Origin of the sequence: Geobacillus sp. LEMMY01, from assembly GCF_002042905.1 — a bacterium.
Lineage (GTDB): Bacteria > Bacillota > Bacilli > Bacillales > Anoxybacillaceae > Geobacillus > Geobacillus proteiniphilus.
Genome location: NZ_MVKA01000025.1, coordinates 1 through 26,146, shown reverse-complemented (window position 1 = coordinate 26,146; position 26,146 = coordinate 1). Strand labels below are relative to the sequence as shown.

The window sequence follows — 26,146 nt, the reverse complement described above, 5'->3', positions numbered from 1 at the left end:
CTGCGGTCCTTTTCTAAATCAGGAAGGTCGGTTTCCGCTTCGCCAATGTCGGTTCGTTCGGCTCGATCGGCTGGCCGCTGTGAACGTCAAGAACGACGGACGCCTCTTCAAACCAGCTGTCCGGCGCCGCATGCCCCCAGAACGTTTGCCGGCGCGGATCGTCCAAATCCCAGCGGATCGGCGGAAAATCGGGGTCGCTCGTCAAATAATCGCCGTTATACAGCTCAATTCGGTGGCCATCTGGATCGCGCAAATAGACAAAGAAGGCATTCGACAATCCGTGACGGCCCGGCCCGCGTTCAATGTTCGGCGCATATCCGGCCGCCGCCAGCACATCGCACGCATGGATCAGGCTGAGCGGGTCCGGCAGCCAAAACCCGATATGGTGAAGGCGCGGCCCTTTTCCGTTCATCAGCGCCAAATCGTGGACGTTTTGCTTCCGATGCAGCCATGCAGCCCATAGCTTTCCATCCTCTGTTTCCGTATACTCCGAGCAGGCAAAGCCCAAACCATGGACATAAAAGTCGTACGCGTTCTTTACATCCGTCACCGCGCAGTTGAAATGATCGATGCGCTGCACGCGGGCGCCGCGGTGCAAGTCATACCGCTGCAAAAGCCGCTCCGTTTTCTCCATATGAGCGAAAAACTCAAGCGGCAGCCCGGACGGATCTTGCACGCGAAACGCCCTTCCGACGGCGCGCTGGCTCCCGTCTTCCAGCCATTTCGGCTGCAGCGTTTGCGCCGCAAACCATTCATAAAGCGCTTCCAACTCCTGCTCGGAACCGACTTTGTAGCCAAGCGCTTCGACCGCGGGGCGGGGCGCCTTTTTCAATAGAAGGCTATGATGATGATATTCTTCAAGTCCACGCAAATACAGATGGCTCTCATCCGCTTCCGTCACGACAAACCCAAGCACCCGTTCGTAAAAATCGCGGGCGGCGGCCAAATCGGTCACATGCAGCACCGCACGGGCGCAGCGAATAATGGAACATGTCATCGCTCTCTTCCCCCTTTCGCAATATTCCTCCATCCAGAGTCAGGCGGCCGACAGAAAGAATCTTTCTTTTCTGCTGGCGAACATGGAACAAAGCCTTCCTTGTTGCTGGCCAAATCCCTTCGCTTCAAACATCTCGCAACATGCCCGGATCAGCCAGCTTGCGCGCCGTTGCGCCCGCCTTTTTTGATCGGCGGCAACCTTGGGAAACGCCGCAGCGGGCGATCCTCCGCCACTCCTCAACCGTTCCAACACCCGCCCGTGTTTGCGAGCGTCCGAATGAACGGTCAATGCTTGTTGTCAGCAGGAATGAACACGCTTTTGGCGCCGCGCAGAAATTCGCGCACGAACTGTTTATACGGCTCTTTTTCGTAGCCGTCAAAATACGCCATCCCCATCCGAACCGGATCGCCGAAAAAGTAATATTCGTAATGCGTCTGTCGGGCTCCGAACGCGCTCATCGTGAGATCCCAGGCGAGCCGGAACAGCTGGACGCGTTCATAGCCGTCCACCGTCGCCCCTTGCATCGCTCGGCTTACAATCTCGCCAATTTCTTCGTTGTGGAAATCGGCTTCGGTCGGAATCGCCATCAACCCCGATGCTCCTAAAATGCGGATGATCTCCGAAAGCCGTGGATAAATGCGCGGATACCAGTTGCGCGCGGCATCGAGCGCGGCAAAATCCGGCGTCATCGTTCCCCAGCGGTCTCGCTTCGCATTGTGCTCAGCCCGGTACAAGTGGCTTTTCATCGTCTCGAGGACGAGCATGATTTCCGCCCCTTTGTCTTTCACATGCTGGAACTCGCCGATGCCGATTGCTTCGATCAGACAAAGCGTGACGCCGAGCAAAAACTCCGTTTTGACGATGTTTTTCGCCACCACTTGATGGGACATATGAATGACCGCGTTCGTCTCACGGAACGTCCGGTTGCAAATCGACGAATTGCCGCAAACAAACACGCGCTCCCACGGCACAAACACGTTTTCAAACGAAACGATTGCATCGCCCTCTTCAAAGCGGGACGCCAGCGGATGGTCCCACGCACTCCGCCCGTAGTCAAACGCCTCGCGGCAAATGAACTTTACGCCCGGCGTATTGTTCGGAATAGCAAAGGCGAGCGCGTACGGGTCTTCACCGGCTGTCGATTTTTTCACGGTCGATGGAAACACTAAAATTTCGTCCGTAATCCCGCCTTGCGTCGCCAACAGGCGGATGCCGCTGACGATGATCCCGTCTTTTCGCCGTTCCACCAAATGGAGCGGCACATCGGCATCGTTTTGTTCGTGAAGCGCCTTGGCGCGGTTCATTTGCGGATGGATGAGCGTGTGCGTCAAGCTGATGTCGTTTTCACGCGCGTACTCATAGTAGTTTTTCGCGTTTTCGGCAAACATCGGGTCATCTTCGGCAAATAGATCATTGGCGACGCCCATGGCCATGACTTCCGCGTTTAAATAATCGGGAGAACGGCCCATCATCCCCGCCGACATACGCGCCCACTCTTGCGTCGCCTCGCGGCGGGCGATGAGCTCGTCAATGGTTGTCGGCTGAATGAACGTCATGCCGACGAGCTGCCCGGTTGTCGGCGACCGGTACAACATTTTCTCCGGCTTTTCATATTGCCGGTCGTAAAGCGCCGCCATCGAACGGACGACGTTGCGGAACGCCGGATGAACGGTGACATCCTCAACTTTTTCCCCGTGGATGTACACGCTGCTTTTCGCCCGCTTGAGCCGCTCCATATACTCCTGACCCGTTTTGGCCGGCATTTTCATTCCCCCCGTTTTCACGTATAATAGATAAGGAAGCGCTATCATTCAGAATGTTCAAAATTAATATAACATATGATTTCATATATGAAAAATACAAAAATGATCAACCATCCTATACGAAAAAGATATGGAAGCAAGAGAGGAGGCACGGCCATGATCGATGTGAAACAGCTGAAATATTTCGTCACGATTGCCGAAGAAGGGCAAATCACCAAAGCGGCGCAAAAGCTTCATATCGCCCAGCCGCCGCTCAGCCAGCAGCTGAAGCAGCTCGAAGAAGAGCTCGGCGTTCCTTTATTTGACCGGAAGGCGAAAAAAATGGAGCTCACCGCACCGGGCAAAGCGTTTTACGAAAAGGCGAAACAACTGCTGCGCCAGCTTGATGACGCCGTAGCGGAAGTAAAAGAAATCGAAGAGGGAACGGCGGGAACGCTGTCGATCGGCTGCGTCAAATCATGCTTTTACTATTTGGCCCAAGCGATCCGCCGATTCCATGAACAGTTTCCGAACGTGACCTTTCATCTCCGTGAAGGAGATACGTTTTCCATTTGCCAGCTGCTTCAAGAGCGGCACATTGACATCGGCATCATCCGCCTGCCGATCGACTCGGCTGATTGCGACGTCATCCGTCTGCCCGGCGAACGTTATGTCGGCGTGTTGCCGGCGCAATGGAAAACCGGCCAAACCGCGTTATGCATGCGCGATTTTGCTGATTGGCCGCTTCTCCTTCTCCACCGGGTGCACGGCGCCGGACAGTACGAGCGGGTCATCGAGGAATGCCGTCGCCATGGCTTTGAACCGAACGTTCTATGCGAATGCCCGGACGCGACCATATTGCTCTCCCTTGTCGCCCAAGGCCTCGGGGCCACCATTGTGCCGCAATCCACTGTAGCCTTGTTTCGCCTCCCCGGCATCAAGGTGCTTGAGATCATCGACTCTTCCATGACAGCGGAAGCCGCCGCCATCCTCGACCGACAACGGTATTTGCCGAAAAGCGCCCGAACATTCCTCGACGTGCTCCAAACCGCTGCGGCCCGCGCCGCCGGCGGACAACATGAAGAAAGATAGCGATTCCTCCAATCGTGGACGCTCAAGTGAAGGGAAAAAACAACATTGGCGTCATCTCTTCGTTGCGCCGCACTTTTTGTTCAACGACCGGCTTTCCAAAAAAAATCAGGCGCCGTTGGGCGCCTCATCACAACCCTGCCGACCGCTGCAGCCGCTTGGCGATTTCGAAAAAATCTTCGGCCGAAATCCCGGGGGCGAATTCTTCCGGCACTTCGTCCAAATCGGGGATCGCCCCCCCTTGGGGCGCTCCTTCGACCACCTCGAGCGGCTGTCCATCGCTTGGATGGGTTCCTTGCCAAATGCGGACGATTTCTTTGTAATAGCGATCGCTGAACGTATAAAGCCGGCGGTGGACGCCTTGATCCTCATACTTTCTCGCCTCGTCGAACACACGGTTATCCAACTTCGGGATCGGCAGCAGTTTCGTCACATCGACCCCCGTAGCCACTTCGATCGCTTTGGCGTACGCCAAAATATGAACGCCCCCGCGCACAAGCAAGTAGCCGATCATCTCGCGGGCGGTAGGATGGTCCGTCATTTCATAGACGCGCATTTTATGCGTGCGCGCTCCGCATTCAAGGAAAAAGTTGTGAAGCAAATCCAAAATCAAGTTGCCGCTGTTGAACACGTACTCCCCCGTCCACGCCTTCCCCATCGAATCGCCGGGAAACGCCGTCTGCGCCGTCGCGATAAAATGATACGTATTGCGCTTGTCTTTCGCATCCTTCATCGGCGCTGTATCCGGATCACCCGGATGGGTGGAGCCGGTCAAGCAAAGGTTGATCGCATTGGACACGAGCTCCACATGGCCAAACTCTTCGGCGGTGATGCTCGCCACCAACTCGTAAAACGGGCGCAGCTTCTTTTTTTGCCGAAAATTGAATGACTGAAACAAATAATTGTTTAACGTCGACATTTCTCCGAAACGGCCGCCAAGCAGCTCCTGGACAGCGGCAGCCGCATTGGGGTCCGCGTACTTCGGCTTCGGCAATTCGATCGCCAGCCGGTCGATCCGCTGAAATACCACGACTCTTTTCCTCCTCTCCATTAATTGCTGAGGCGAACAGACACCACTTGCGCCAAGCGGATGTAATAAACCGCCTGATGCGCCGAGATGACGATATGGTCCGGCTTCACATCCCTCACAGTTCCTTGGATCGAACCGCGGACTGTTTCCACCACCACTTCTTTGCCGTTCAAAGCTTGGAAAGCGTGGTACACATACGGGTCAACCAGGGCAATGAGCTGCGGTGACGAAGCATGGGACGCGTAGGGCTGGTTCATTCTCATTTCCTCCCTTTTGATGCGCTGAAGAAGATTCCCTTTTTATCCATATGCCGCCCCATGCAGAACATGACAAAAAAACCCAACGTCGAGAAAAGAAAGCGGCCTGATGCTCAAGGACATTCAAGCCGCTTCCAAAGATGTTTACGCCGCTAGAAAGCGGCGAATGCTCGGAATCTTTTGCACAACAAAACGATCAAACAGCCAAATTGCGGCGAGCGACAAAGCAAATAGAGGCATCACGACCGCCGCGGCGATCATGCCGCCCCACACCGTTTTCGCCGCTTGAGGGTCTTTCACCCTCGCCGGAGCGCCGAAACCGTCTTTCGGCTTGCGCTTGCGCCACATGACAAAGCCGCTGACGCACAAAAACACAAGCCCGAGGCAAAAAACGAGATTGACGAGCTGATTGGCCAGCCCAAACAACCGCCCTTCATGGAACGCGATGCCAATCGTAATCGCTTTGGCCAATGCGCCGTAGTCGGAAAAGCGGACATCGCTCAGAACCCGTCCCGAATATTGGTCAATATGCAAGGTGGCGTTATCCCACGGCTTCGTCTTCGATGTCGCAACGGTAAACACCCCTTTCGGCCCTTGCGGCAGCGAAATGGTGAACGGCTTTTTCACCTTTTTCGCCTCCGCGATCGCATACACCTCATCGAGCGACAACGAAGCCGCCTTGCGCTTGCGAACAGAAGGCACAGGCAGTTGTTCGGCCGCCCATGGCACGTCTTGCGCCACTTCTTTGGTGACCACTTTCGACTCCGGCTTCGGTCCGAAGCTGAACGCAAACGGCGGATACCCGGTGTTTGTCGCCGTCGCCACGCGGTTGATGACCTCCCCCATGACCCCTGTCCACGGCATCCCTGTCACAATGAGCAGCAAAATACCGATGCTCAACCATATGCCTGTCACTGCATGCCAATCGCGCCAAGCCAACCGTTTTTTCGCCCGCCAGCGCGGCCAAAACGTCCCGAGAACAGAGAATGATTGCCGCGGCCACCAAAGATAGAGGCCCGTGGCAAGCAAAATGAAGCCCCAACAAGCCGCCAGCTCTACAAAACGGTTGGCCGCCGTTCCGCCAATCAATAGCTCGCTGTGGATTTTTTTCGCGATTTCCGTCCAATTCTCATCCGCGCGCAATGTCCCTTGAATCTCCCCGGTATACGGATTGACAAAGGCAAACACCATTTCTCCTTTGTCCATCATCCCGATTTTCACGGTCCGATTCGCTTCCTTCTCAAGCGTCACAGAGACAACGGAATCATGCGGATATTTCTCCTTGACCCGTTCCGTCAGCTCAACGAGAGACAGCCTTTTTTCCCCAACCTTGTCCACCTCGTACAAATGGCCGTACAGAGCCGATTCGATCTGCGGCTTAAACAAATAGACGGCCCCGCTCAACGCCAAAATGATCAGAAACGGCGCAAAGATGATCCCAGCATAGAAATGCCACCTCCAGACCGCCGCATACATCGGCCGCTGTTTGTCCGCCGCCTTCACCGTTTGTTCCACAGTTTTCCCCCCTGCCATGTTTTCATGTTTTTCAGTAGGCAGTATAGAACAAAACTGTGTCCAAACGGTGAGCAATCGGCGAAAATGGTGTGAAATGAAACAGCCGGACAGACCGGTCCGCCTCGTCATCCAATCAACCCAAGACGCAGCGCTTTCGCCACCGCTTCCGTCCGATTTTTCGCGTTGAGTTTCCTTAAGGCGCTGGAAATGTAGTCGCGCACCGTAAATTCGCTCAAATAAAGCTGACAGGCCGCTTCCAATGTCGAGGCTCCGTCCGCGAGCAGCTTCAAAATCTCGATTTCTCTTGGCGACAAGGATTCAGCCATCCCTTCCCATTCTTTTTTTGGCGCCTCGATCCATTTCAGCAGCAACTCCCCCGCGCTTTGGCCAAATTTCATCAGCGCGGGAAACAGGCGGCGGTCAACGTCAAAGAAGCGGCCCGGTCCACGGTCGAGAACGACGCCACCAATCATTCGCCCTTCCGTCGGCACATACACTGGGACGATCACCAACGAGGCCAAACCGAACGGATCCACATACAGGCGCGGAAACTGTTCGCTCGCCCTCGGCACGTAAATCGGGCGAAAATGGCGAAATTCATGCACTTCCGCTTTCAATTTCCCCACGCTTTCTTTCAACATCGGAATGCTGTCCAATTCCACGCGCAAACGCTGGATTTGCCCGTTGTCCACCCCATGTCCGCACAGACCGATGGCTGTGCTCTCCCGATTGACAAATTGAAACAGCGCGCACCGGTTGAAAGGAAGAAAATAGGAAAAACCAAAACAAATATGCGCTGCCGATTCCTCAAACGTTTGCGCCTGCAAAATCCATTCGTTGAACAAAATGACGGCATCTTTCCACAACGATTCCTTCTTCCACGAAGAACGATCGCCGCTTTTGAATGATTGTTCATTCACTTCATACAACAGCCATTCATTCCATTTGAAAAACAAATACCGCACGGCTGGGTGTAGCGCAGCGGCCGCTGACGCATGCGCCTTCAACACTTGATGAACCGTATTTTCCATTAAATTCAGAGAAAAGATGATCATCTCCGGATGAAACGCCGCGATGCGCTCAAGATGCCCATCCGCTGAATGTTCGCCCCCGTACGGCAGCAATCTTGCTTGAACGAATGCGCACAGCGCGAAAAACACCTCTTGAACCCGCGCATTCCGCTTGCCAAGCGCTTCGCCGATCCGCTTCCATTCCCGGTTCAATTCCGCCTCATACATGTGCAAGATGTTCGCCGCTTCGTGCAGCAAACGAAGCAAATGATCGTTTAATTCCTTCGACATCCCCATCCTCCCCCCGCATCCCCGCTAGTTATCGACTACTTTGATCATCTACTTTCTTAATTCGATCGGTCAATTCCTTCTTTTGCCCGTCACGGTTGTCCAAGAGCACTTAAAAAATCCGACAAACATAGGGATTTAATGGAATGTATAATTGTCATAAAATTTAAACAGATTCACTAAAGCGCTTACAGCGCTTATCATTCAAAAAAAGGGGGAGGAGAAACGCCATGGAAATGGCAACAAAACCGGTCATCATTGGGGGGCGTACAGCGAAAAAGCCGCTGATCGCCGCACTGTTGGGAGGGTTCCTGCTTCTCGGAGCCTTGCTGTCGATCTTCGGGCTGACAGGCGTCGCCTATGCCGTACCAATCAGCGGGGTCGGCGAATTTACCGTTCAATTTGACAAACTGAATGGCAGCGGGTTTAAAATGTACGGCGGCGTGGCGGAAGCAGGCAATGCGCCGCAGACGCCGGTCTTCGTCAATGAAATGGATAAAGCGACGATTCAAGGTCTTCGGATTTCGAAAGACTTCCCGGCCTTGGGCATTCGCGTCGTCATTGTCGCGAGCGAGCCTGTCTCCATTGACGGCCTCGTGCAAAAAGCGACGCAAATCAACGGCAACATCTCCTTCGGCAGCTTGACGATGAAAGAAAGCTATGTCGGCGATACCAGCAACCCAGTCGAGAAAGCGGCCAAAGAATTCACACAAGGAGCCGACAGCATTACGATCGAAAACGGTGATATCAAAACCGTCTACTTATTCCAGCAAAAAGTGTCGCTGCCGGGCATGAAAGTGTACTTTGAAAAACTCAACTAATTTCAGTAAGGATGAGAAACATTGGGCATCATTCGTTCTAGCTGGCAGGCGTTCGGTCGCTGGCGGAAACGCCGCCCGTTTTGGGGGGCAACGTTTCTCTTGTTATCAAGCCTTGTGATTTTATGGATTCCGATGCAGCTATACGAAATTTCTCTCGTTCCCGGAAGCATGGTCTTTTCCGGTTTTTTCCTTGGCGGCATGGTCATGTTGATGGGGATTCTTTCCTACGCCATGCCGCGGCTGTCGACATTGCTCGGCATCATCGGCATGTTCAGCGCGATTTTATCGATTATGGGCGCCTTGGGGGGATTTTTAATCGGCACCATTCTCGGCATCATCGGCGGAGCGCTTTGCATCGCCTGGCGCCCGCAATGGGCCGAAGCCGACACTCCTGCCGCTCATCGTGAAGCAGCGGCAGACAAAGAGCCATCCGCCGCAACCGACTAACAGGCGCCGATCGCTCGGCCGAACGAAGCGAAATATTCGCTCGTTCGGCCTTCTTTTTTTATCTCTTTTTTCCCCCCGAGTTCGACAGTCACTAGGCAAACAAAATGCCTCTCGCCCCTTGATACAAAAGGGATCGGAGGCATTTGGGCACACTTCGGGCGTGTATCTAGGCGCGAGGATGGATGCCTAGGAGTCTGTCCGACGGATCGATTTTTGAGGTTACACCTTAAGGCATGAAGTTCTGTTTTTGCCAATTTTTTGTTGATCTTGGGGTTCAAAAACTTAATTTTATTTGTTATTTTTCCCCTTTATGCTGCGTTTTTCCGTTTTTGGGCAGACCTCTCCCGTTTATATTGGGTAGACTTTTTGGGGTATTTAGCTGAGTGGAGCTTGCGCAGGTTGTAACTTATTGCCAATAATATAAATTCGCCTGTAACTTTGGCTTCGCGGTAGCGTCAAAAGTTCTATGAAAACTCCACACAGATCATCCCATTGAGCATCATTGGGCATGCGGAGAACCGGATTCGCCCTTGACCAACACCCGCCAAAGGTGCGGAAGAGTCGTCAAGGGCGACGGGGACAAAAAAGAAGACAATAAGAAAGCCGCCCTTGTCTTTACCGAATTTTACCTTTGGCGGTGTTCGGTTGGTCAAGGGTTCGCTTCGCCGAATCCGGCAGGAGTTCTGTTCAACGGGCTCCGGAGGACAAAAAAGTCAGGCCGCCTCTTGTTGGAGAAACGCTTGTGCCATTGCGATGAGCTTCGTCCACCGAGCCGGCATATGCGGAAGATCCGCCAATTCCGGGATGACGACCGGCACCCGGCCTTCGAGCGCGCTATGCGGGCGCAGAAAGTTGAAATACGCCACAAACAGCGTCACAAAGGACACCGAGCCTTCTTCCGCACCGAACCCATGGGTCGGGCGGTAGTTGCCTTTAAAGGTCCGGTTGAATCGCTCGATGATCTGCTTGAGAGGGCGAAACTCTTCCGAGACCGGATCTTCGTTGGTCAGGCCGATCACCTGGCGGACGTCAAACGAAATCCCGTGCTGGGCAAAGAAGTGTTGCGCCAGCAGGTAAATCGGGTTGCCATCCACGACAAACGACAAGTCGTCTGGGAGGGACGGCAGCTTCCGCAGGACATCATCGATGGCCTGAATGGCCGAGAGCGTGTCTCGATGGGGCGAGACGCGATACGACAGCACGATCTTTTTGACGGCATCGAACATAAAGAACAGGTAATGCCAGCGCCCTTTGACGCGAATATACGTCTCGTCCCCGCAAAACGAACCGGACAGCTCATACGGGAACCGGTCGACAAAGGGCTTGATCCAAAGCGCGACGCTGTTGGCGTAGTTGAGCACCGTCTGATGGGAGATCGAGACRCCATGGATGTCCTTCATGGCGGCGGCGGTCTCCCTCGAGGACATCCCAAAGTTGACGTAGTACGTCAACACGAGCCCCAACACGTGCGGCGACGCAGCCAGCCGGGACAAATCGACCTTCGGCTTGATGGGCGACGAGGAAGCCAACGGGAGAAAGTCAAACAAGAACTCTCGAAACAAATACCGCACCTTGAAGGCTTGAGGATCCTGTTGAAACTGTTGGCGCTCCTTCTTCGTCATCCGGCGAAGGTTGGCCTGGTAAAACGGGCAATCGTTGTTCTTGCACTTATAGATGTTGTATTCTTTGCGTTCCTTGATTTTTTCCAGCGTCTTTTTGCAGTGCGGGCAGCGAAAGACCGCTTGCTTGGTGAACCGATTTCGGTGGTTGAACCGGCACTGGCACACTTTGCATTGGTATTGCCCGTTTCCGCCGTTATTGGCGTACAGGTAAGAAGAGGGAGCCTGGCAGCGAGGGCAGGTCAACGAATCCGGAACACGGTGTTTCGCCTTCGCGCGGCGCTGGATGGGCCGTAAAGGACGTCCGTGCTGGGCTTCGTAGTCCGCCAACAGCTTCCGGTAATCAAGGGTTTCCGGCACATCGATGATCGGAAGGTCATCGACCTGAAGTTTCCGGTACGGCTTTTGGATGGGTTCGTCCAAGTCCTCGAGATTCAAGGATTTTCCCAATATCACACCCATCAAATACACAATGATTTGATATTGGGTCTTGATTATTTCGAGCAAATAGGCTAATAATTGAGGTAACAAAGCTTGTCACTCCTTTGTTTTGGCTGTTGAGTGTGTGGTTACCTCAATGATGGCCGAAAACAACGGGGGTGGCAAGCTTTTTTTCTTCCAACCGTTGAAACTCAAGAGAAAACCGTGAGTGTGGAGGATAAACTTTTGACAATACCCTCTACTGAAGAGGGGGAAGAGCTACCGCTAGACCAACGTTTGTTACTAACGGAGGCATGGGAAGCCGATGTCGTATTGACAACGTTCGTCCAGCTGTGCCATTCGATCTTTACCAATCGGAACAGTCCGCTCAGGAAATTTCATAAGCTGGCTGGAAGCATTGTGATCCTCGATGAGGTACAAACACTTCCAGAAAAATATATGCCGCTGATAGGAGCTGTATTGCGGAAAATGGCGGAGTACTATGGAACCAGATTCATCTTAATGACTGCCACTCAGCCGAAATTGTTGGAGCTGGGGGATCGATTGCTTGGTCAATCGTTCTGCAAGCCTATAGAACTATTGCCTAGCCATAGAGAGTACTTCGCTAGCTTCACTCGCACCCAGCTCATTTCCAGGATCGAGCGTAAGAGAAACGCTGAAGATTTTTTCAGCTTGTTTCTTGATACTCGGCAGCCGCATCAATCCGCATTGGTTGTAATGAATACCATTCGTAGAAGCAAGGAGATTTACCAATTGCTGAAAAAGGCTCAGTCGGAAGGGGTATTGCGGAATGTGGAAATTTTCTATTTGTCGACTAATATCGTTCCTTGGCAACGAAGCCAAGTAATCGAGGCAGTGCGGGAGCGATTGGCTGATTCGAAAGGAAATCCTGTGATTTTAGTCTCTACCCAAGCGATTGAGGCAGGGGTCGATCTGGACTTTGACATTGGATATCGCGATCTCGCTCCATTAGAATCGATTATCCAAACGGCGGGCAGGGTGAATCGCCATGGAAAGAAAGGGGAACTTTGCCCAGTGTATGTGATGCGGCTTGAAGAGGATGCACAATATATATATGGCTCCCATCATCTCAATTGGACAAAAAAACTGTTGGAAATGTATCAAGAAGTGCCTGAACCGCTCTTTCCACGTTTGTTGTTTGACTACTATCAGAATTTAGCAAAACATCTTCCCATGGATATCTCACGCGATCTATGGAATGAAGCGATTTGTCGGCTTAATTTGGAAAAACTCAATGAATTTCAGTTGATTGAGACGGACGGAGTGGCTGATGTGTTTATTGAATTGACAGAAGAGGCAACCGAGTTAGCCGATGAGTATGAGCGTGTTATGATGGCGACAAATATGTCTTTTTACGAAAAGAGAGCTGTTCTCCGTCGGATAACAACAACGATGAGCCAATATATGGTTCAAGTAAGGGTCAATCGGTTGGTGGACAGCCAGCTAGCGGAGTTTGCGGCGCGTGGAGGTGTCAAAGCGAATTTCCTTTGGGTGTCTCCCGATCAGGTGGATGCATTTTATGATGTGCAGACCGGTTTTAAAGAGGCTTATTTATATTAGAAGAGCGATTGATAACTGTTTAATTGTCGTCGACCCCCAATCGTGCAAAAATCCCAAGGGATTGACGACAATCTTTTTATGCGCTTGAAGCTTACAGCCATCGAGGATGAGGATTATTGGCAGAATTTTTCGGAGTATGATATTCTGAAAATAGTCTTGGAGGAAAAATCTTGATATATCAAGCATTTTTTGGGGGTTTTATCATACCTATGAGGGATTGAAACAAATCATACACGAGAATCACAAACAAAACATCCCAGGTTTTATCGTACCTATGAGGGATTGAAACCTTTGTCCCGGGAGCAGATAGGGTTGTGGACGAAAAGTTTTTATCGTACCTATGAGGGATTGAAACTTTGAAATAAAAGAATCATTCGAACCGGATGAGTAGGTACAAGACTGTTGGGTTGCAACCAAACCAAAGAAATGATGATGTCGATTCAACAAAGATATGGAAAAAATATTTGGGAATTTATCATCTCGCGCCGAGGAGACCCCCACTTCCACGCGTGAGCGTAGGTGGGAGAGCGTTCAATGTCCAAGCTTTTGGTTCGTTTGGAGTTGTTTCCATCAGTTGGCTTCACATCATTCGGAAGTAAACGGAGGTTGCAATGCGCTCTAAACTCCGCGATCTTGGTTTTTCCATCGGCACGCTTCCGACAGGGGAGCGCAATCAAATCACCGATGTGCCTGGGGTGAAGGTTGGGCACGTGACGATTCGGGAAGATATGGATGAGCGGACGGTGATCCGCACAGGGGTGACGGCGGTGCTGCCGCATGGGGGCAATTGGTTTTTGGAGAAGGTGCCCGCGGCTTGTTTTGTTTTGAACGGTTTTGGGAAAACGGTCGGGTTGGTGCAAGTTGAGGAGCTTAGGACGATCGAGTCGCCGATTATGCTGACGAATACGTTCAGCGTTGGGGCGGTTTGGCAAGGGACGCTCGAGCATATGCTTGCGATGACGCCGGAGATCGGAGATACGACTGGGTCGGTCAACATTGTCGTCGGGGAATGCAATGACAGCTATTTGAATACGGCGCGGGTGATGGCGGTGACGAAGGAGCATGCGAAACAGGCGATTGCCACAGCGCGCGTCGATATGGAAGAAGGGGCGGTCGGCGCAGGAACGGGGATGATGTGCTTTGGCTGGAAAGGGGGCATTGGCAGCTCATCGCGGATCGCGGGCGGGATGTATACAGTCGGGGCGCTGGTCGTGAGCAATTTCGGCCGGCGCGAGGAGTTGCGGTTGGTGCCGTATGTGCCGCCGTCGTTCGATGAACGGGATGTGCCGCCCGGGTCGATTATGATGATCGTCGCGACCGATGCGCCGCTTGATGCGCGGCAGTTGAAGCGGCTGGCGAAGCGGGCGGCGGTGGGGTTGGCGCGGACGGGAAGCCATGTCCATCATGGGAGCGGCGATATTGTCATCGCGTTTTCCAATGCTTATATGATTCGGCATTTCGCTGATTCTTCCCACCAACCGCTGCCTCCGCTCGTCCGCGACGATGCGCCGCTCATGAATGAGCTGTTCCAGGCGGCGATCGAGGCGGTCGAAGAAGCGATTTGGAATTCGCTCACGATGGCGGAGACGACGACCGGACGAAATGGACGCGTCGGGGAAGCGATTCCGTATTCGTTGCTTCGATGGATCAAATGGACAGAGAAATGAAACGGTGAGAGGAAACGGCTCGAAAGGAATGGTCCTTCGGGCCGTCTCGTTTTTTCTGCCGCGCCTCTTGCCGCTGTGGTTGTCAGTGCCGACTATGGAGACGATGCGTCCAAGCGGCGATCCTCTCTTTCATTTCCTCGCGCCATGCACGGTCATGCGTCGCATACCCGACCAATGCGCCGGTGGCGATCAGAAGCAATCCGGACAAGGCAAAAATCGAGGAAATCGAAAAGAACCCTGCGATCGCGCCGGCGGCGGTCGGGCCGGTCAAGTTGCCGAGGAAGCGGCTGCTGGCGGTGACGCCGAACACGCGGCCTTGAATGCGGCGCGGGCTTTGCGCATTGATGAGCGCTTGAATAGACGGCCATACGCCGCCGACAACAAGCCCTTGCAAAAAGCGCCACACGTACAGCTCATAAATGTTGTCCGTCCATACTTGCGGCAAGGCGAACAAGCCGGACAGCACAAGCAAAATCGGCAGCATGTTGGCTTGCCCGATCCGGTCGCCGAGCTTCCCTAAATACGGCGCGCCGATGATCGTCGCGATGCCGGTGATCGACGAGGCGAGGCCGGATAAAAATGCGAGATTGCTAGAATGGCCGATAAGCGATTGGATAAAAATCGTCATCATCGAGTTGACGCCAAGAACCGCGATTTGCACGAGAAAAGTGGCGATAAATAAGACGGTGAGCGGCCGATGGGCGAACACGTCTTTGAAACTCGCTTGATTCTCTTTCGTCTGCGGCACGACCGGGTCTTTTTCGAGCCAAAAAATGACCGGCAAGAGCGTCAGTAAAATGCAAAGCCCGGTCACGAGAAACACCGGGCGGAAGCCGAACAGGTCGGATAAGGCGCCGCCGATGAGCGGCCCGATGATGTTGCCGGCGATGCTTCCCGTCTGCAGCGTCCCGAGCGCCTCGCCGCTATGGTCTCTCGGCACAACGCGGGCCAAGTATGAAAACGAGACAGTGATAAATCCAGAGAAAAAGCCGACAAGAAATCGGAGAGCAAGCAGCGCCATCGGTGAGGCGGCGAACGCCATGCATCCGGTGATAAGGCCCATGCCGATCCCCGCGCGGATGAGGTTCGCGCGCTGGCCGTACTTATCGGCGAATACCCCCCAAATCGGCGCCATGACAGCGGCTGACACGAACGTGACGGAAAACACAAGCCCCGTCCAGACGCTCAAGGCGTGGTGCTCAGTGACGCCCATTTGCCATAAAAAGAGCGACAAAAAGGGAATGACCATCGTCATCCCGGCAGAAACCATGAAATTGCACAGCCAAAGAACGCGGACGCTTCGTTTCCAGTTCACAGAAGGTCATCTCCTGTATTATTTCGCTTCTCTAATGATTTTACCACGATGGAAAAACAAAGGAAACGATTTTGCTTCTGAACGGGGGAAGCGACAGTCAGGCCGTGCGACGGTGGGGAGCGGCGTCATTCCCCTGAACAAACACCATCCCCCTTGCCTGCCCGGCAAGGGGGTCATCTATGTCAAAGGGGGAGGGGATTAGGCGTTATTGGCTTGGGCTTCTTTCCACTTGGCTAACTCACGTGCGACTTCTTCATCAAATGGCACGGGGGACAACGCAGCATTCGTCCCGAACCGGGCGGCGGCCGCTTCGGCTTCTAAGGCGATGACGCGCTCTTCCATGCGGGCGAAACCGCGCAGCGCCTCATCGGCGGAAAACGAAGCGAGCGCCGTGTCGATTTGTTTCAACGCTTGGGCGGCGTTCACCCGCGCGGCGAGCTCGAGCTGCTTGGCGGCGAGCTCGTCGTACCGCTCGCGCAGTTGGTTCAAGCGATTGGCGACCTCAGCTGTTTTCGCTTTGATGGCTTCGTATTGTTGTTTGTACGCCTCCAGCTTTTTCTCGTACAGCAGTTTATCGCGCAGCGCCAGTTTGGCGACCGATTCTTCGTTGCGCTCGAGCGCCAGTTTCGCTTGGCGGCTTCGTTTCTCAATGGTCGCTTCGGCTTGGGCGATGAGCGTCTCATAGCGCCGCTCGGCGATCCATTGCCGGGCGAGCGCTTGGCGGCCTTGTTCGAGCTGTTGCTCAAGCTCACGCAAGTATTGTTTCGACATTGCGATCGGGTCTTCCCATTGATCGATTTGTTCGTTCACTTCAGCGAGAACGATCGTTTTGATCCGGCGAAAAATGCCCATGTTGTTTGGCCTCCTTTTGTATCGTTTTCTCCCATTCATCCAACCAATCGACGGGAACGGACGGCAGTGCTGGCGCCCATGCTTCGGCGGCAAGCGGATTTCGCGCTTGGCGGCGTCCTAAGGCGTACACGGCAGCTAGCGCCAGCAAGATCAGCACCCATTTCGGCAAGATCGCAGCAACGCCTAAAGCGACAAGCGCCCAACCGATCCAGCGCTTCGACCGCTTCACTGCGAGCCATATCGCCCCAGCGCCCACGAGCAAGAGCGGGATGAGCCACCGCATGAACAAGCCTGCCATCATCCAGCCTTCGCGCGGTCCCATGCCGAACTCTCGATGGTGATGTCCGAATCCACCGTGCACGCCGGCAAATGGAACGCCCGGACGGCCGTGCGCCATCACTTCATGCGGCGTCAGAACATGAAACGCGCTCCATCCAGCGAGAGCAACGAGCGCGATGAATAGAAAAGTTTGTGCCTTTTTCACATCGTCACCTCCTTTTTTCGGCAGTGGACTGGCTTACGGTTTGTATTGTAGAGGAGGAAGGAGAAAATTAGGTGAAAAGCGAACATTTTTTTGAAGGATTTTTGAGTATATCATGAATAGGGGATCCGCCGCGAGATGGACGATGATTTTGGCGGGCATCTGTTTTTTCTGACATTGTGGGGACGAAGGAGGGGAAGACGTGGTTCGGTCGTATGGGCTTGATGTTGGCGGCGCTTTGTTTGTCTTTTTGTTTTCCTTTTTGTTTTCCACGTTTAACGCCGGGTACTATGCGTACGGCTCGTTTCTCGGATTCGCCATCGGCTCGTTGATCGTCGGCTTGGCGAGAATTCGATGGAATCCGCATGCGCGGTTGGGTGGCGCTCTAATCGGTTTGTTCCTCATCATCGCGATCTCTGTCATCATCATCCGCCTGTTTCCCATCGAAATCCGAGATGTCGGAGACTTGGTCATGCCCTATGTCAATGCCATCGTGAATGCGTTGATTTATTTTATGATTATTAACGCCCTCCACCTGTTGCATCGCCTAACACAGGGCAACGCTTCGTTTTGGAAAAAACGCTGAAGCGGCTTATGCAGCTATGATGATTAAAAGGCGCCCCCGTCTGCCTGGAGCGCCTTTTGCTTTCAAGAGGAAGGCAAGCGTGTCGCCCCCCGACCCCCCTAATAAAGTGAATACACGAACCCTAAGTTGATCGGTTTTCTATAATAAATATCTGACCCTGATGAATAGCCGTACGTGAACCCAGCCTCTTTAAGAGCCGAAATGGAAAATGATCCTGTTATACTATAGCTAGTCTTCACTTCAATTGTAGCACTTCCTGATGTCTGCACTTTTGTAGTAGGAAAGGATCCAGTCATTGAAACTGTGTTGGCTACGTCACGAGTCAAATACCAACTTCCTCCACTAGCTTCAGACCACCAGGTGTTCAATACTTTATTAATTTGACGAAACGAATCATATGAATAGATGTAAAGTTGGGTGCTCAATCTAGAAACGGCTGGACCGTCATTTCGTTCGCGATAGACAGTCGAAATCGAATATGTTCCAGATGCATTTGCAACCGATGCATCATTCATTCCAACTGTTTTTGTTGCAACTTGTTCTAGGGGCTGTATAATTTCACCGTATGTTTCTAAAATCTTTCCCGATTTTTTATCGACTAGGCTAATTTTAGTGGAATTCTGATCTTCCGTTCGAACCAAATTTACTTGTGATTTGTCATAATGAATGTCCACAAATACGTTTTTGAGCTTCACTTTGTTCTGAATGAACTGCTCAGCCCCTACACGGGAAGTTGGTGAAAAAAGGGCTATAACCAACAAGAAAACGGACGATAGGAAGCAAAAAGAAAATCTTCTCATAAATCAATCCCCCCTAAATCCAATATTTTATGATTATTATAAACAATAACATTTTTTTGTAAATAAACATTTTTCTGTTATTGTGCTATGATATAATCACAAGACTATTTGCAAGAGAGGCAGGGAAGATGTTGAATAGGGTAATAGAATCTGAGAAGGCGGGTGATGAAACAGAACGAAACAGAACATAAGGTTCAACCATAGTGCTTATCAAACTGAGAAACTTTATAACGCCTGTCTCACCGTTCAAGAACCATCGGTTAAGGAAAACATATGATTCCTCACCCAGTCTTTCATACAAAAGAATACGAAGAATGTTTGATTTTTTGGCAATGTCAACTTTATACATGCGAGGTGAATTCCCTATGAGAAAACTTTATGGTTTGCTGTCTATTCTTCTTTTATGCGTATGCGGAGCAGTGATTTTCTTTCAAACATCAGCAAAAACAGATTTCAATCGAAAGGAGGTAGAAGTCATTCGAGTAACAAGCAGAATGGAGGACTTTTCTAGCATTCATGAAATTCGAGACAAAAGAAAAGTAAATAGAATAATCGAAATTATGAAATTTGTAGAATGGTCAAAAACAGCCAAAGTCGATGAAGGTCAACCCGACTATCGTTTTTGGCTCGAACATCCAAAAACGAAGGACAGGCTATTCAATTACAACATTTGGTTTAAGAAGAATAACACAATGATCTTCGATAAAAAAACAGGAAAATATGGGGTCGTTCCTTCAAAATATGAAACAGAATTGAAACGTTTGCTCAATGAGTAGGCAATGCTTAACAAAGTGGATTATTTGAACGCCAGCTCACATTTCGCACCCTAACAAGGTCAAAACAAAGGATTTTTTATCTCGCTTTTCAGAATAACGTTTTGGCCAACACGACTAGCGATGGCAATCTTTTTTTTTACCATCGTTAGTCGTTCCGTATTATGTTAGACGTAGATGCTCTCATCCATGTCCATATCCGTCAAGTTCAGCGTTAAAAATCGCTCTATCCATACATAGTGTTTGTGCCCATGGGATGAAGAAAAGAATATTTTTCATTTTAGGCATGGGACTGACTCAAAAGGAAGTCTGTCTTCAGAATAGGCGCAAAATATAGTGCTTAAGAATCGGTCGGTGCGTATATATAGAAACGAAAGAGGGTGTCTCGATCCTTTTGGGACACCCTCATTTTTATCAATAGAACTGTAGATGAGCATTTTTCATTACAATAATTTCCATAACCCAACAGACAAACAGGGTACCCCTTAGGCGACATGGAGCTGTTTTTTGATCACATCAATGGGAATATCTTGCTTCGCGGCGTCATAAATGAACTCGACGACGCTGTGGCCTTTCCGTGATCGAAGAAGCTCCAGTCCAGCGGAAAGGTTTTGTTGGGATTCGGCGATGCTGTACACGCAGGAGAGCAGCACCACCGCCCAATACCGTTTCACCGCCCGAATGTGGCGAACGCGGTATCCATCAAGCTTCAGTTGATCTTTCGCCTGCCGGAAAAAGCACTCGATCGTCCAACGCTGAGCATAGTAACGCAAGATGTCTTCGTCGCTCAGCTCCCGATCGGTGCTCAAGACGACATGGAGATGTTCTGGTGTCATCGGCTGATCCGCCTTCCAAGCGAAGAGCACCACCGCATCATCGAGGCCATGGATGGCCCCCTCATAGCGATACACGCGGTAACGCTCCTGACCCACCGTGACGAGGCGGGTGTCTTGGGGCTCGACATAGCGGGCGAACTGCTTCGCTTGGATCGCGATGCCTTTCGGGTAGAGAATCCGGTTCGTCTTGAGCATCGCGATGACATGGAATCCCTGTTTCAGACAGGCTTCGATGAGCGTTTTGGACGGATACCAAGAGTCCATCAACACATACACCGGCTGAGTCAGCTTCACCTTGATCGAGGAAAGCATCTCGATCGCCAGGTCGATTTTGCTTCTTCCCGCTTTCTTGTCATACAAGCGGAACGCGAACGGAAACGCTTGCGTGAAGGTGTGCACCATCAGCCAAACGAGCGAATGCCCCCAAACCAATTGATGATCTTTATGCGAGTAGTGCCAATCACACCCTTGAATGGCGTGTGCAGCCCGTGACGAAGGCTTCGTTTTTTGGCAAATCGTATCATCAATTGAAACAAAAAGGGGTTGATTTTTCCGTTTGGCCAGTCGTTCGACCTGGGAAAGGATCCACTCTTGAAGCTTCCCAAGCAGCCTTTCCTCGTTCCAAGGGCTTTTCGTGAAAAAGTGACTGAGCGTCGTTCGATGATTCGGATGAAAGCCCCAGTGATGAATATCAGTCAATGTTCCCGAGAATCCCTTGGTGGTCAAGGCATCGACGATATGAATGAGATGCTTCAGAACCGGCTTCGAGAAATGCAATGCCAACCCCAATGCGAAGAAAAACTTGTGGATTCCTTGATGATGTGCTAATCTATTCATGAGACATGAACCTCCTTGTGAATGGTTGGTTAGCACATCTATTTTAACCAAGGAGTCCGGTTCATGTCTCCTTTTTTGTTTGGTTGTCAATTTATGTTAGTGAATTTGCTCATCTACAGTGACTAAGATATGCTTCCTGTTTCTAACCGAACGCGCAATGCAAATCGTTGGATGTTTCGATATCCAATGCCCGTTGTTTGATCAGTTTTAATTTATTATTTGTCCCTTCCATGATGCTGTTCGAATAAGAGAAAAGGGTACGCAAAAGTAATGCTTCTCGTCGAGTGACAAGCGTTTTGGCAATACTTTTTACTGCAGCACAATCGTTAAAGAGATAATGATCGAACCATTGCTTAAGGCGAATGTCTGTTTGCTTCTTCGTTTCACTTTTGAGTACGTAACTAAGATGTTGAAGCGATTGGTACAAGCGATGTAATGGAGCGTCTTTTTGACACCACTCTCGTATTTTTTTATCGTTCTTCTTCTGTAAGATGTTCCGTACGTTGACTAAGCAACCTAGTGACATGTCAAACGATTCCGTGCTTCGTTCTACCTTTAGAGAAATTAGCAACTATATTGAAATTAATGCCCGAGGTAATCACAACCTCGGGCAAATTTTTTATGTTAACCAATTATTTTATACTCACCATTAGACCAAAATAAGTACAAACTATAAATAACAATCCACAAACTACTGCAAAATACGGCTTCATCTTTTTGTAAAAGCTTAAAAATATCATCACTAAAAACATAAAACCAAAGAGTATTAAGAAGAATCCTTCAATAGAAAACATTGGTTTTAGATTAACGGGAGTTATAATCGTTTTGCCGATTAAGTATTCAAGCCACTTGGATGCTCCCTCAGATTTAACTGTAAAATCTATATCGTGTGGGGGAGATAAGGTGCCAAGTATACTTGTGAAAAAGAATATGACAGTAATAATGATGGTTTCAGCTTTCAACCAAGCTCGAATATTAAGATTAGGCTGCGCTGACAATCTCCTTAAAAGAATTCCATTGATTAGTGCAAATGCAAGTAAAGGTATGATACTGATATGCTTTAATAATAACATTTGACCATAAGGCAGAACCCATGAATTGATATAATCACTTATATCTACTACAAAGAGCATCACAGAAAAGCCACTTGTTAATATGATTACCATACAACCAATAGCAAATGGTGTAAACCATTTTAAAAAGGTCATCCAGTTATGAAGGTTTTTTGAAAACCACGCAACATGAATGAGAATTCCAGTCCATAATGCTACTGCTAAAAAGTGAATACTGTGAGAAAGCAGCCCAGTCCAAAATGATAATGATGCAACATGGCTAGCGTAACCAACTGCTAAAATCATCAATAATAACCAAAAGGCTTGTAAATATTTCGAACCTTCCACATACACGGTCATCCACAAGAAGGTTGCCACCCAATCAATGAAAATCCACGCTTTTCCAACTTGAAAGTCAGTTAAGATTGACCATGATTTCTGATTAAAATAGTCACTGCCATCAGAAAAATAAAAAATGACTTGTAAAACTGGACCAAAGGATGAGACGATGATGCCTAATATAGATAAAAGGAGCATTGGTTTTGGAATGATGATTTTTGGTTTTTTTTCATCAGGTACAAAAGATAATGCAACATGACCAGCAAGTAAAGAATAGAAAATATAGTTAAAAAATTCGCTAAGAGAAACAATGAATGGCAATGCTTATCCCTTCTTTTTTAAGATTGATATCAAACCAACGATAAGAATAATACCTAAGCTAACTGTTAAAATTCTGATCAATGTGCTGGAAGATGTATTTTTTGCTTGGCTATCTTCTTCTTTTTTCTGACTTTTTTCAAGTTCTGTATTCTTTTCGCTACTGTCTGGTTTCGTTATAGAGGAAGATGGTTGGGATGGTGTTTTTGTGTTGTTTTTCGCTACTTTTACATCAAACGGAATTTGACCAGTGATTGGATGACCATCTTCTCCAACAATTTTCCATACAATTGTGTATGAACCGTTCTCAAGTGGGGTTGAAAAAGTACCAATAAGTTGATTGTCTTTTACAGTAATATTATTGAAAGGTATTTCATTTCCTGAGCTGAGAAGATGCATTGTGCTTAGTTTCTCTATTTTTGTCTCAAATGTAAGAGTAATTGTTTTTAGTGGTGTAGTTACGGTTTCTCTTTCTTTCGGATTAGAAGATGATAAGTAACTATGAGCATGTCCGATGGATGGAATACATAAAAAGATAAGAAACATCATTAGAATCATTTTTTTCATCATGTTTAATCACCTAGTTTTTTTAATATGATTTTTCGGTACATACCTTTAATCATAACATCTTTATCTTCAACTAGGTAACATTCATGTTTGACATTTTTGTAAACCTTTTCAAATGAAATACCTATGTCAGTACCCAACAGCTTGATGATGGGACGAATTACTTTTTTTCCGAATGACAGTTCTCTATGTTTAGGTGCAAATTTATCAAATATAATAATACGTCCACCTTTCTTCGTTACACGCACGATTTCTGACATCACTTTTTCGGGGGAAGGGACTACGCTTATGACTAAACTTGCTACTACTACATCAAATGAATTGTTTGGAAATGTTAGAGATTGAGCATCCATTTGAATGAATTTTATATTTTCATTCTGATACTTATTTTTTGCTTTTTCCAGCATTTCTTTAGAATAATCAATAGCAACTACATTTATTTTTTCTAATGGACAAAAGGCTAAATCAGCACCCGTTCCTACTCCAACAAATAGAACATTCTCACCATCTCCAAAAGGAAATTCATGAAATATCTGTTTTCGCGCTGAATAAAACACACCTCTATTAAAAAATAAATCATAAAAAGGAGCCCAACATTTATAAATAATCCGATTCCATTTGTTATTCATTTTCTTTTTCTCCTTTTTACATGGCATTTGAGCATTGATTAAGTCAATTAAATAAAATCCATAAATTCTGCACAAATTCAAGATAATATAAAAAAAGTAGAAATATACGGTATGTTGAAAAAAGCTTAAGAGTCTTTAAACAAGTATTTTTTAACAGTTTAATCACTGAACATAATAGAAATCAAGGAGGGTAATATGGATAGATGAACACAAAAAAAAATTCTCAAAATGTTAATTGCACTTTTTGCGTCTACTATTATTGCGGCAGGTTGTAGCGCACAAAATGGAAATGACTCAAAAAAAGCAGAGCAATCAATGGAGCATAGTCAGCATAGAAGTAGTCAATCGAATGGAGCAAGCAATGACAAGGAAAACACAGCTATAGTTGTTCAAGAACCGAGTGTATATAATGAAGAAGCGAGTAAAAATCTTCTTACATTGTCAACAAAAAACGTTACTCGATTAAATACTGATGATCCAGTTGAACTTTCGGTATTAGTATCACAAACGATATGGCCGGCTACTCATAAAGAAAATCAACCAAATGGGATTATCCTAGCTCCCCTTGAAAATTGGCAAGCAACATTGGCTGCAGCTGATCTTATTCATCATCCAAATAACGGACCTATTTTATTTACAAAAAACAATACAATTCCAAATCAAGTGTTGAATGAAATTCAACGTTTAAATCCACTTGGGATTAAAGACGGTACACAAATTTTTGTTATCGGTAACTTGCCGAAACAAGAGTTGGATAAACTAAAACGTTATAAAGTTCAACAAATTAATGAAACCGATTATGCAGCATTAGCACAAAAAATTGATCAATTGTATGCTGAAGTAGCAGGTAAACTACCAGAGAGTGTCATCATTGGTTCTTTTGAGGAAAAAGCAAAACTTTATACGATTCCTGCGGCCAATTGGATTGCTCATATGGAAGAACCGATTTTATACGTTAGTCAAAATAAAATTCCGAAACAAACAGAAGAAGCATTGAAAAAAAGAAAAGGAAAAGCGAATATCTACATTTTAGGTCCTCAGTCCATAATATCAAAGGAAGTCGAAGAGAAGTTAAAAGAATTTGGAAAGGTTACACGAATTTCAGGAGATACTCCAACTCAACAGTCTGTTGCATTTGCGACTTTTAAAGATAAGAAAACAGGATTTGGTTGGGGATTAAACAATCCGGGACACGGTTTATCATTTGTTTCGACCAAATCTCCTGAAATGGCATTAGCAGCAGCGCCTTTTTCACATTTGGGAAAACATGCGCCACTTATTTGGCTGGAGAATGGCGAACTTACCCCAGAAGTTTATGAGCTTATGGCTACCTTAAAACCAACGTTTGAAAACGATCCAACTGTAGGACCGTATAATCATGCTTATTTATCCGGAACAGAAAAACTGATTTCGTATCAAACACAAGGGGTTATTGATGAAAAGCTTGAAATTGTTCCAGAGAGTGGAGAGGGGCATGGCAGTCATTAAGAAAAAAATTAGATAAATTTTTTATAACCGTACAGAAATACATCTGTACGGTTTTTTGTGGGTTCAAACTAAATTTTTTCTCCCATCCCATATAACTTTATTGATTCGAGTATTTTTAAGTAAAAATATCTTTCATTAAAAATCTGTTATATTTTTTGTAAAGAGTTCTTGGTATGTTGCAAGAGGCATTATTCAAAAGGAGTGAATCAGATCGTCTATGCCCTCATTTTATTTTTGCGGGTGTTGAAGCGTATGCTTTCCATTAAATTTTTCTTGCGTCTAATGTCAAAAAATAAAGGGTCTTCACCATTTTCTGTGATTTCTACTCAATCCTAGAAACATGTTAGCTGGATGAAATAGGTTCATCAGTCAGGATCCTTCTTCCGCATACAGACCACGAAGTTGGTAGAATGGAAACAGTCAAGTGCTTTCCTTGACGGGTTCCATTCTACCAACTATCATACCGATAGCGGAAGAAGGGAGCGCTTAAGCAACCTGACTACCTGTAGTGTTCCCTGTACACTCCAGAAATACACGCAAACGAAACCGTTCTAGATTTCGATAGCCATATGCCCGGCGTTTGATGTTTTTGATCTTGTGATTCGTCCCCTCGATTCGGGCATTGGTATATGGGCACAAAAAGTAGGAAAGAATAGGCTCCTTCCACCTTTCAAGCGTGTTGGCTGCTTCCTGAAAAGAAGCAAAAGGGCTCTGTTTGGCTAACTGAATCCATTCTTCCAAGCGTTCCTTTGCTTCGTTATATCCATCG

General features: G+C 48.6%; 26 protein-coding genes. 9 read left to right on the top strand and 17 right to left on the bottom strand.

Features of this window, described 5'->3' with window-relative positions; translation table 11 throughout:
- Window positions 1-13: 13 nt before the first annotated feature.
- The gene (gene hpaD / locus B1A75_RS12620; protein ID WP_079936321.1) at window positions 14-997 is read right to left on the bottom strand and encodes a 3,4-dihydroxyphenylacetate 2,3-dioxygenase; all 984 of its coding nucleotides are present in this window, start codon (window positions 995-997) and stop codon (window positions 14-16) included.
- Between hpaD and B1A75_RS19410 the strand changes: the two genes are divergently transcribed.
- Entirely contained in the window at window positions 984-1,184 is a 201-nt protein-coding gene (locus B1A75_RS19410) for a hypothetical protein (RefSeq protein WP_139761736.1), read from the top strand. The genes hpaD and B1A75_RS19410 overlap by 14 nt on opposite strands.
- A 97-nt stretch (window positions 1,185-1,281) precedes the next feature.
- On the opposite strand, the gene hpaB is transcribed toward B1A75_RS19410, so the two are convergent.
- The gene (hpaB, locus tag B1A75_RS12615) at window positions 1,282-2,760 is read right to left on the bottom strand and encodes a 4-hydroxyphenylacetate 3-monooxygenase, oxygenase component (protein WP_079936320.1); all 1,479 of its coding nucleotides are present in this window, start codon (window positions 2,758-2,760) and stop codon (window positions 1,282-1,284) included.
- A gap of 156 nt (window positions 2,761-2,916) precedes the next feature.
- Here hpaB and B1A75_RS12610 point away from each other — a divergent pair, with 156 nt between their 5' ends.
- A complete protein-coding gene (locus B1A75_RS12610) occupies window positions 2,917-3,831 on the top strand; it encodes a LysR family transcriptional regulator (RefSeq protein ID WP_079936319.1) in 915 nt (304 codons plus the stop codon).
- A gap of 127 nt (window positions 3,832-3,958) precedes the next feature.
- Here B1A75_RS12610 and B1A75_RS12605 read toward each other — a convergent pair whose 3' ends face one another.
- The 4 genes from B1A75_RS12605 to B1A75_RS12590 form a co-directional block, all read right to left on the bottom strand.
- Window positions 3,959-4,858, bottom strand: a complete 900-nt coding sequence (locus B1A75_RS12605) for a manganese catalase family protein (RefSeq protein WP_011232506.1) — start codon at window positions 4,856-4,858, stop codon at window positions 3,959-3,961.
- Window positions 4,859-4,878: 20 nt separating this feature from the next.
- A complete protein-coding gene (locus B1A75_RS12600) occupies window positions 4,879-5,115 on the bottom strand; it encodes a YuzF family protein (RefSeq protein ID WP_013144273.1) in 237 nt (78 codons plus the stop codon).
- 144 nt (window positions 5,116-5,259) lie between these two features.
- Entirely contained in the window at window positions 5,260-6,630 is a 1,371-nt protein-coding gene (locus B1A75_RS12595) for a PepSY-associated TM helix domain-containing protein (protein WP_079936318.1), read from the bottom strand.
- A gap of 125 nt (window positions 6,631-6,755) precedes the next feature.
- Window positions 6,756-7,931: a helix-turn-helix domain-containing protein gene (locus B1A75_RS12590; protein ID WP_079936317.1), complete on the bottom strand. Its 1,176-nt coding sequence runs from the start codon at window positions 7,929-7,931 to the stop codon at window positions 6,756-6,758.
- A gap of 227 nt (window positions 7,932-8,158) precedes the next feature.
- On the opposite strand from B1A75_RS12590, the gene B1A75_RS12585 reads away from it, so the two are divergent.
- Window positions 8,159-8,749, top strand: a complete 591-nt coding sequence (locus tag B1A75_RS12585; RefSeq protein WP_011232510.1) for a DUF6230 family protein — start codon at window positions 8,159-8,161, stop codon at window positions 8,747-8,749.
- A 21-nt stretch (window positions 8,750-8,770) separates the two neighbouring features.
- Window positions 8,771-9,196, top strand: coding sequence for a DUF6114 domain-containing protein (locus B1A75_RS12580; RefSeq protein ID WP_079936316.1), 426 nt, complete (start codon window positions 8,771-8,773; stop codon window positions 9,194-9,196).
- Between the two features lie 713 nt (window positions 9,197-9,909).
- Here the strand turns inward: B1A75_RS12580 and B1A75_RS12575 are convergent.
- Window positions 9,910-11,346 carry a DDE-type integrase/transposase/recombinase gene (locus B1A75_RS12575; RefSeq protein WP_079936315.1) on the bottom strand — a complete coding sequence of 479 codons (1,437 nt, stop codon included), beginning with the start codon at window positions 11,344-11,346 and terminating at the stop codon, window positions 9,910-9,912.
- Between the two features lie 114 nt (window positions 11,347-11,460).
- Between B1A75_RS12575 and cas3 the strand changes: the two genes are divergently transcribed.
- Together cas3 and B1A75_RS12565 are read left to right on the top strand one after the other, a co-directional pair.
- On the top strand, window positions 11,461-12,837 hold the full coding sequence (gene cas3, locus B1A75_RS12570) for a CRISPR-associated helicase Cas3' (protein ID WP_176202416.1): 1,377 nt from the start codon (window positions 11,461-11,463) through the stop codon (window positions 12,835-12,837).
- A gap of 611 nt (window positions 12,838-13,448) precedes the next feature.
- Window positions 13,449-14,504, top strand: coding sequence for a DmpA family aminopeptidase (locus tag B1A75_RS12565; RefSeq protein WP_079936313.1), 1,056 nt, complete (start codon window positions 13,449-13,451; stop codon window positions 14,502-14,504).
- Between the two features lie 82 nt (window positions 14,505-14,586).
- On the opposite strand, the gene B1A75_RS12560 is transcribed toward B1A75_RS12565, so the two are convergent.
- The 3 genes from B1A75_RS12560 to B1A75_RS12550 all read right to left on the bottom strand — a co-directional run bounded on the left by B1A75_RS12560 (window position 14,587) and on the right by B1A75_RS12550 (window position 17,155).
- Window positions 14,587-15,819, bottom strand: a complete 1,233-nt coding sequence (locus tag B1A75_RS12560; protein ID WP_079936312.1) for an MFS transporter — start codon at window positions 15,817-15,819, stop codon at window positions 14,587-14,589.
- A gap of 198 nt (window positions 15,820-16,017) precedes the next feature.
- A complete protein-coding gene (locus B1A75_RS12555; RefSeq protein ID WP_079936311.1) occupies window positions 16,018-16,671 on the bottom strand; it encodes a PspA/IM30 family protein in 654 nt (217 codons plus the stop codon).
- Window positions 16,631-17,155 carry a hypothetical protein gene (locus B1A75_RS12550; RefSeq protein ID WP_079936310.1) on the bottom strand — a complete coding sequence of 175 codons (525 nt, stop codon included), beginning with the start codon at window positions 17,153-17,155 and terminating at the stop codon, window positions 16,631-16,633. Before B1A75_RS12550 ends, B1A75_RS12555 begins: the two co-directional genes overlap by 41 nt.
- Before the next feature lie 199 nt (window positions 17,156-17,354).
- Here B1A75_RS12550 and B1A75_RS12545 point away from each other — a divergent pair, with 199 nt between their 5' ends.
- Entirely contained in the window at window positions 17,355-17,738 is a 384-nt protein-coding gene (locus B1A75_RS12545; protein ID WP_079936309.1) for a hypothetical protein, read from the top strand.
- Window positions 17,739-17,836: 98 nt separating this feature from the next.
- On the opposite strand, the gene B1A75_RS12540 is transcribed toward B1A75_RS12545, so the two are convergent.
- A complete protein-coding gene (locus tag B1A75_RS12540; RefSeq protein WP_013144191.1) occupies window positions 17,837-18,538 on the bottom strand; it encodes a hypothetical protein in 702 nt (233 codons plus the stop codon).
- 365 nt (window positions 18,539-18,903) lie between these two features.
- Between B1A75_RS12540 and B1A75_RS12530 the strand changes: the two genes are divergently transcribed.
- The gene (locus tag B1A75_RS12530) at window positions 18,904-19,314 is read left to right on the top strand and encodes a hypothetical protein (RefSeq protein WP_079936307.1); all 411 of its coding nucleotides are present in this window, start codon (window positions 18,904-18,906) and stop codon (window positions 19,312-19,314) included.
- A gap of 482 nt (window positions 19,315-19,796) precedes the next feature.
- On the opposite strand, the gene B1A75_RS12525 is transcribed toward B1A75_RS12530, so the two are convergent.
- From B1A75_RS12525 to B1A75_RS12505, 5 genes are all read right to left on the bottom strand, one after another.
- Window positions 19,797-20,984: an IS701 family transposase gene (locus B1A75_RS12525; protein ID WP_079936306.1), complete on the bottom strand. Its 1,188-nt coding sequence runs from the start codon at window positions 20,982-20,984 to the stop codon at window positions 19,797-19,799.
- A gap of 142 nt (window positions 20,985-21,126) precedes the next feature.
- Window positions 21,127-21,510 (bottom strand): transposase, encoded by a 384-nt coding sequence (locus B1A75_RS20650; protein ID WP_079936305.1) that lies wholly within the window; start codon window positions 21,508-21,510, stop codon window positions 21,127-21,129.
- A gap of 106 nt (window positions 21,511-21,616) precedes the next feature.
- Complete coding sequence (locus B1A75_RS12515; RefSeq protein ID WP_079936304.1) at window positions 21,617-22,696, bottom strand: copper resistance D family protein; 1,080 nt, start codon at window positions 22,694-22,696, stop codon at window positions 21,617-21,619.
- A gap of 3 nt (window positions 22,697-22,699) precedes the next feature.
- On the bottom strand, window positions 22,700-23,260 hold the full coding sequence (locus tag B1A75_RS12510; protein WP_176202415.1) for a copper resistance CopC family protein: 561 nt from the start codon (window positions 23,258-23,260) through the stop codon (window positions 22,700-22,702).
- Window positions 23,261-23,265: 5 nt separating this feature from the next.
- A complete protein-coding gene (locus B1A75_RS12505) occupies window positions 23,266-23,889 on the bottom strand; it encodes a class I SAM-dependent methyltransferase (RefSeq protein ID WP_079936302.1) in 624 nt (207 codons plus the stop codon).
- Between the two features lie 228 nt (window positions 23,890-24,117).
- On the opposite strand from B1A75_RS12505, the gene B1A75_RS12500 reads away from it, so the two are divergent.
- Window positions 24,118-25,377, top strand: coding sequence for a cell wall-binding repeat-containing protein (locus tag B1A75_RS12500; RefSeq protein WP_079936301.1), 1,260 nt, complete (start codon window positions 24,118-24,120; stop codon window positions 25,375-25,377).
- A gap of 486 nt (window positions 25,378-25,863) precedes the next feature.
- On the opposite strand, the gene B1A75_RS12495 is transcribed toward B1A75_RS12500, so the two are convergent.
- Window positions 25,864-26,146: transposase (locus B1A75_RS12495; RefSeq protein ID WP_139761735.1), on the bottom strand; the 283-nt coding region annotated here is incomplete at its 5' end.

What these genes read in the sequence shown, in the direction of transcription:
- B1A75_RS12610 (WP_079936319.1), top strand. Translation starts at nt 2,917, where the DNA reads ATGATCGATGTGAAACAGCTGAAATATTTCGTCACGATTGCCGAAGAA.
- B1A75_RS12510 (WP_176202415.1), bottom strand. Translation starts at nt 23,260, where the DNA reads ATGAAAAAAATGATTCTAATGATGTTTCTTATCTTTTTATGTATTCCA.
- B1A75_RS19410 (WP_139761736.1), top strand. Translation starts at nt 984, where the DNA reads ATGGAACATGTCATCGCTCTCTTCCCCCTTTCGCAATATTCCTCCATC.
- B1A75_RS12585 (WP_011232510.1), top strand. Translation starts at nt 8,159, where the DNA reads ATGGAAATGGCAACAAAACCGGTCATCATTGGGGGGCGTACAGCGAAA.
- B1A75_RS12525 (WP_079936306.1), bottom strand. Translation starts at nt 20,984, where the DNA reads ATGAATAGATTAGCACATCATCAAGGAATCCACAAGTTTTTCTTCGCA.
- B1A75_RS12530 (WP_079936307.1), top strand. Translation starts at nt 18,904, where the DNA reads ATGAGAAAACTTTATGGTTTGCTGTCTATTCTTCTTTTATGCGTATGC.
- B1A75_RS12500 (WP_079936301.1), top strand. Translation starts at nt 24,118, where the DNA reads ATGTTAATTGCACTTTTTGCGTCTACTATTATTGCGGCAGGTTGTAGC.
- B1A75_RS12555 (WP_079936311.1), bottom strand. Translation starts at nt 16,671, where the DNA reads ATGGGCATTTTTCGCCGGATCAAAACGATCGTTCTCGCTGAAGTGAAC.
- B1A75_RS12505 (WP_079936302.1), bottom strand. Translation starts at nt 23,889, where the DNA reads ATGAATAACAAATGGAATCGGATTATTTATAAATGTTGGGCTCCTTTT.
- hpaD (WP_079936321.1), bottom strand. Translation starts at nt 997, where the DNA reads ATGACATGTTCCATTATTCGCTGCGCCCGTGCGGTGCTGCATGTGACC.
- B1A75_RS12600 (WP_013144273.1), bottom strand. Translation starts at nt 5,115, where the DNA reads ATGAACCAGCCCTACGCGTCCCATGCTTCGTCACCGCAGCTCATTGCC.
- hpaB (WP_079936320.1), bottom strand. Translation starts at nt 2,760, where the DNA reads ATGCCGGCCAAAACGGGTCAGGAGTATATGGAGCGGCTCAAGCGGGCG.
- B1A75_RS12565 (WP_079936313.1), top strand. Translation starts at nt 13,449, where the DNA reads ATGCGCTCTAAACTCCGCGATCTTGGTTTTTCCATCGGCACGCTTCCG.
- B1A75_RS20650 (WP_079936305.1), bottom strand. Translation starts at nt 21,510, where the DNA reads ATGTCACTAGGTTGCTTAGTCAACGTACGGAACATCTTACAGAAGAAG.
- B1A75_RS12590 (WP_079936317.1), bottom strand. Translation starts at nt 7,931, where the DNA reads ATGTCGAAGGAATTAAACGATCATTTGCTTCGTTTGCTGCACGAAGCG.
- B1A75_RS12540 (WP_013144191.1), bottom strand. Translation starts at nt 18,538, where the DNA reads ATGAGAAGATTTTCTTTTTGCTTCCTATCGTCCGTTTTCTTGTTGGTT.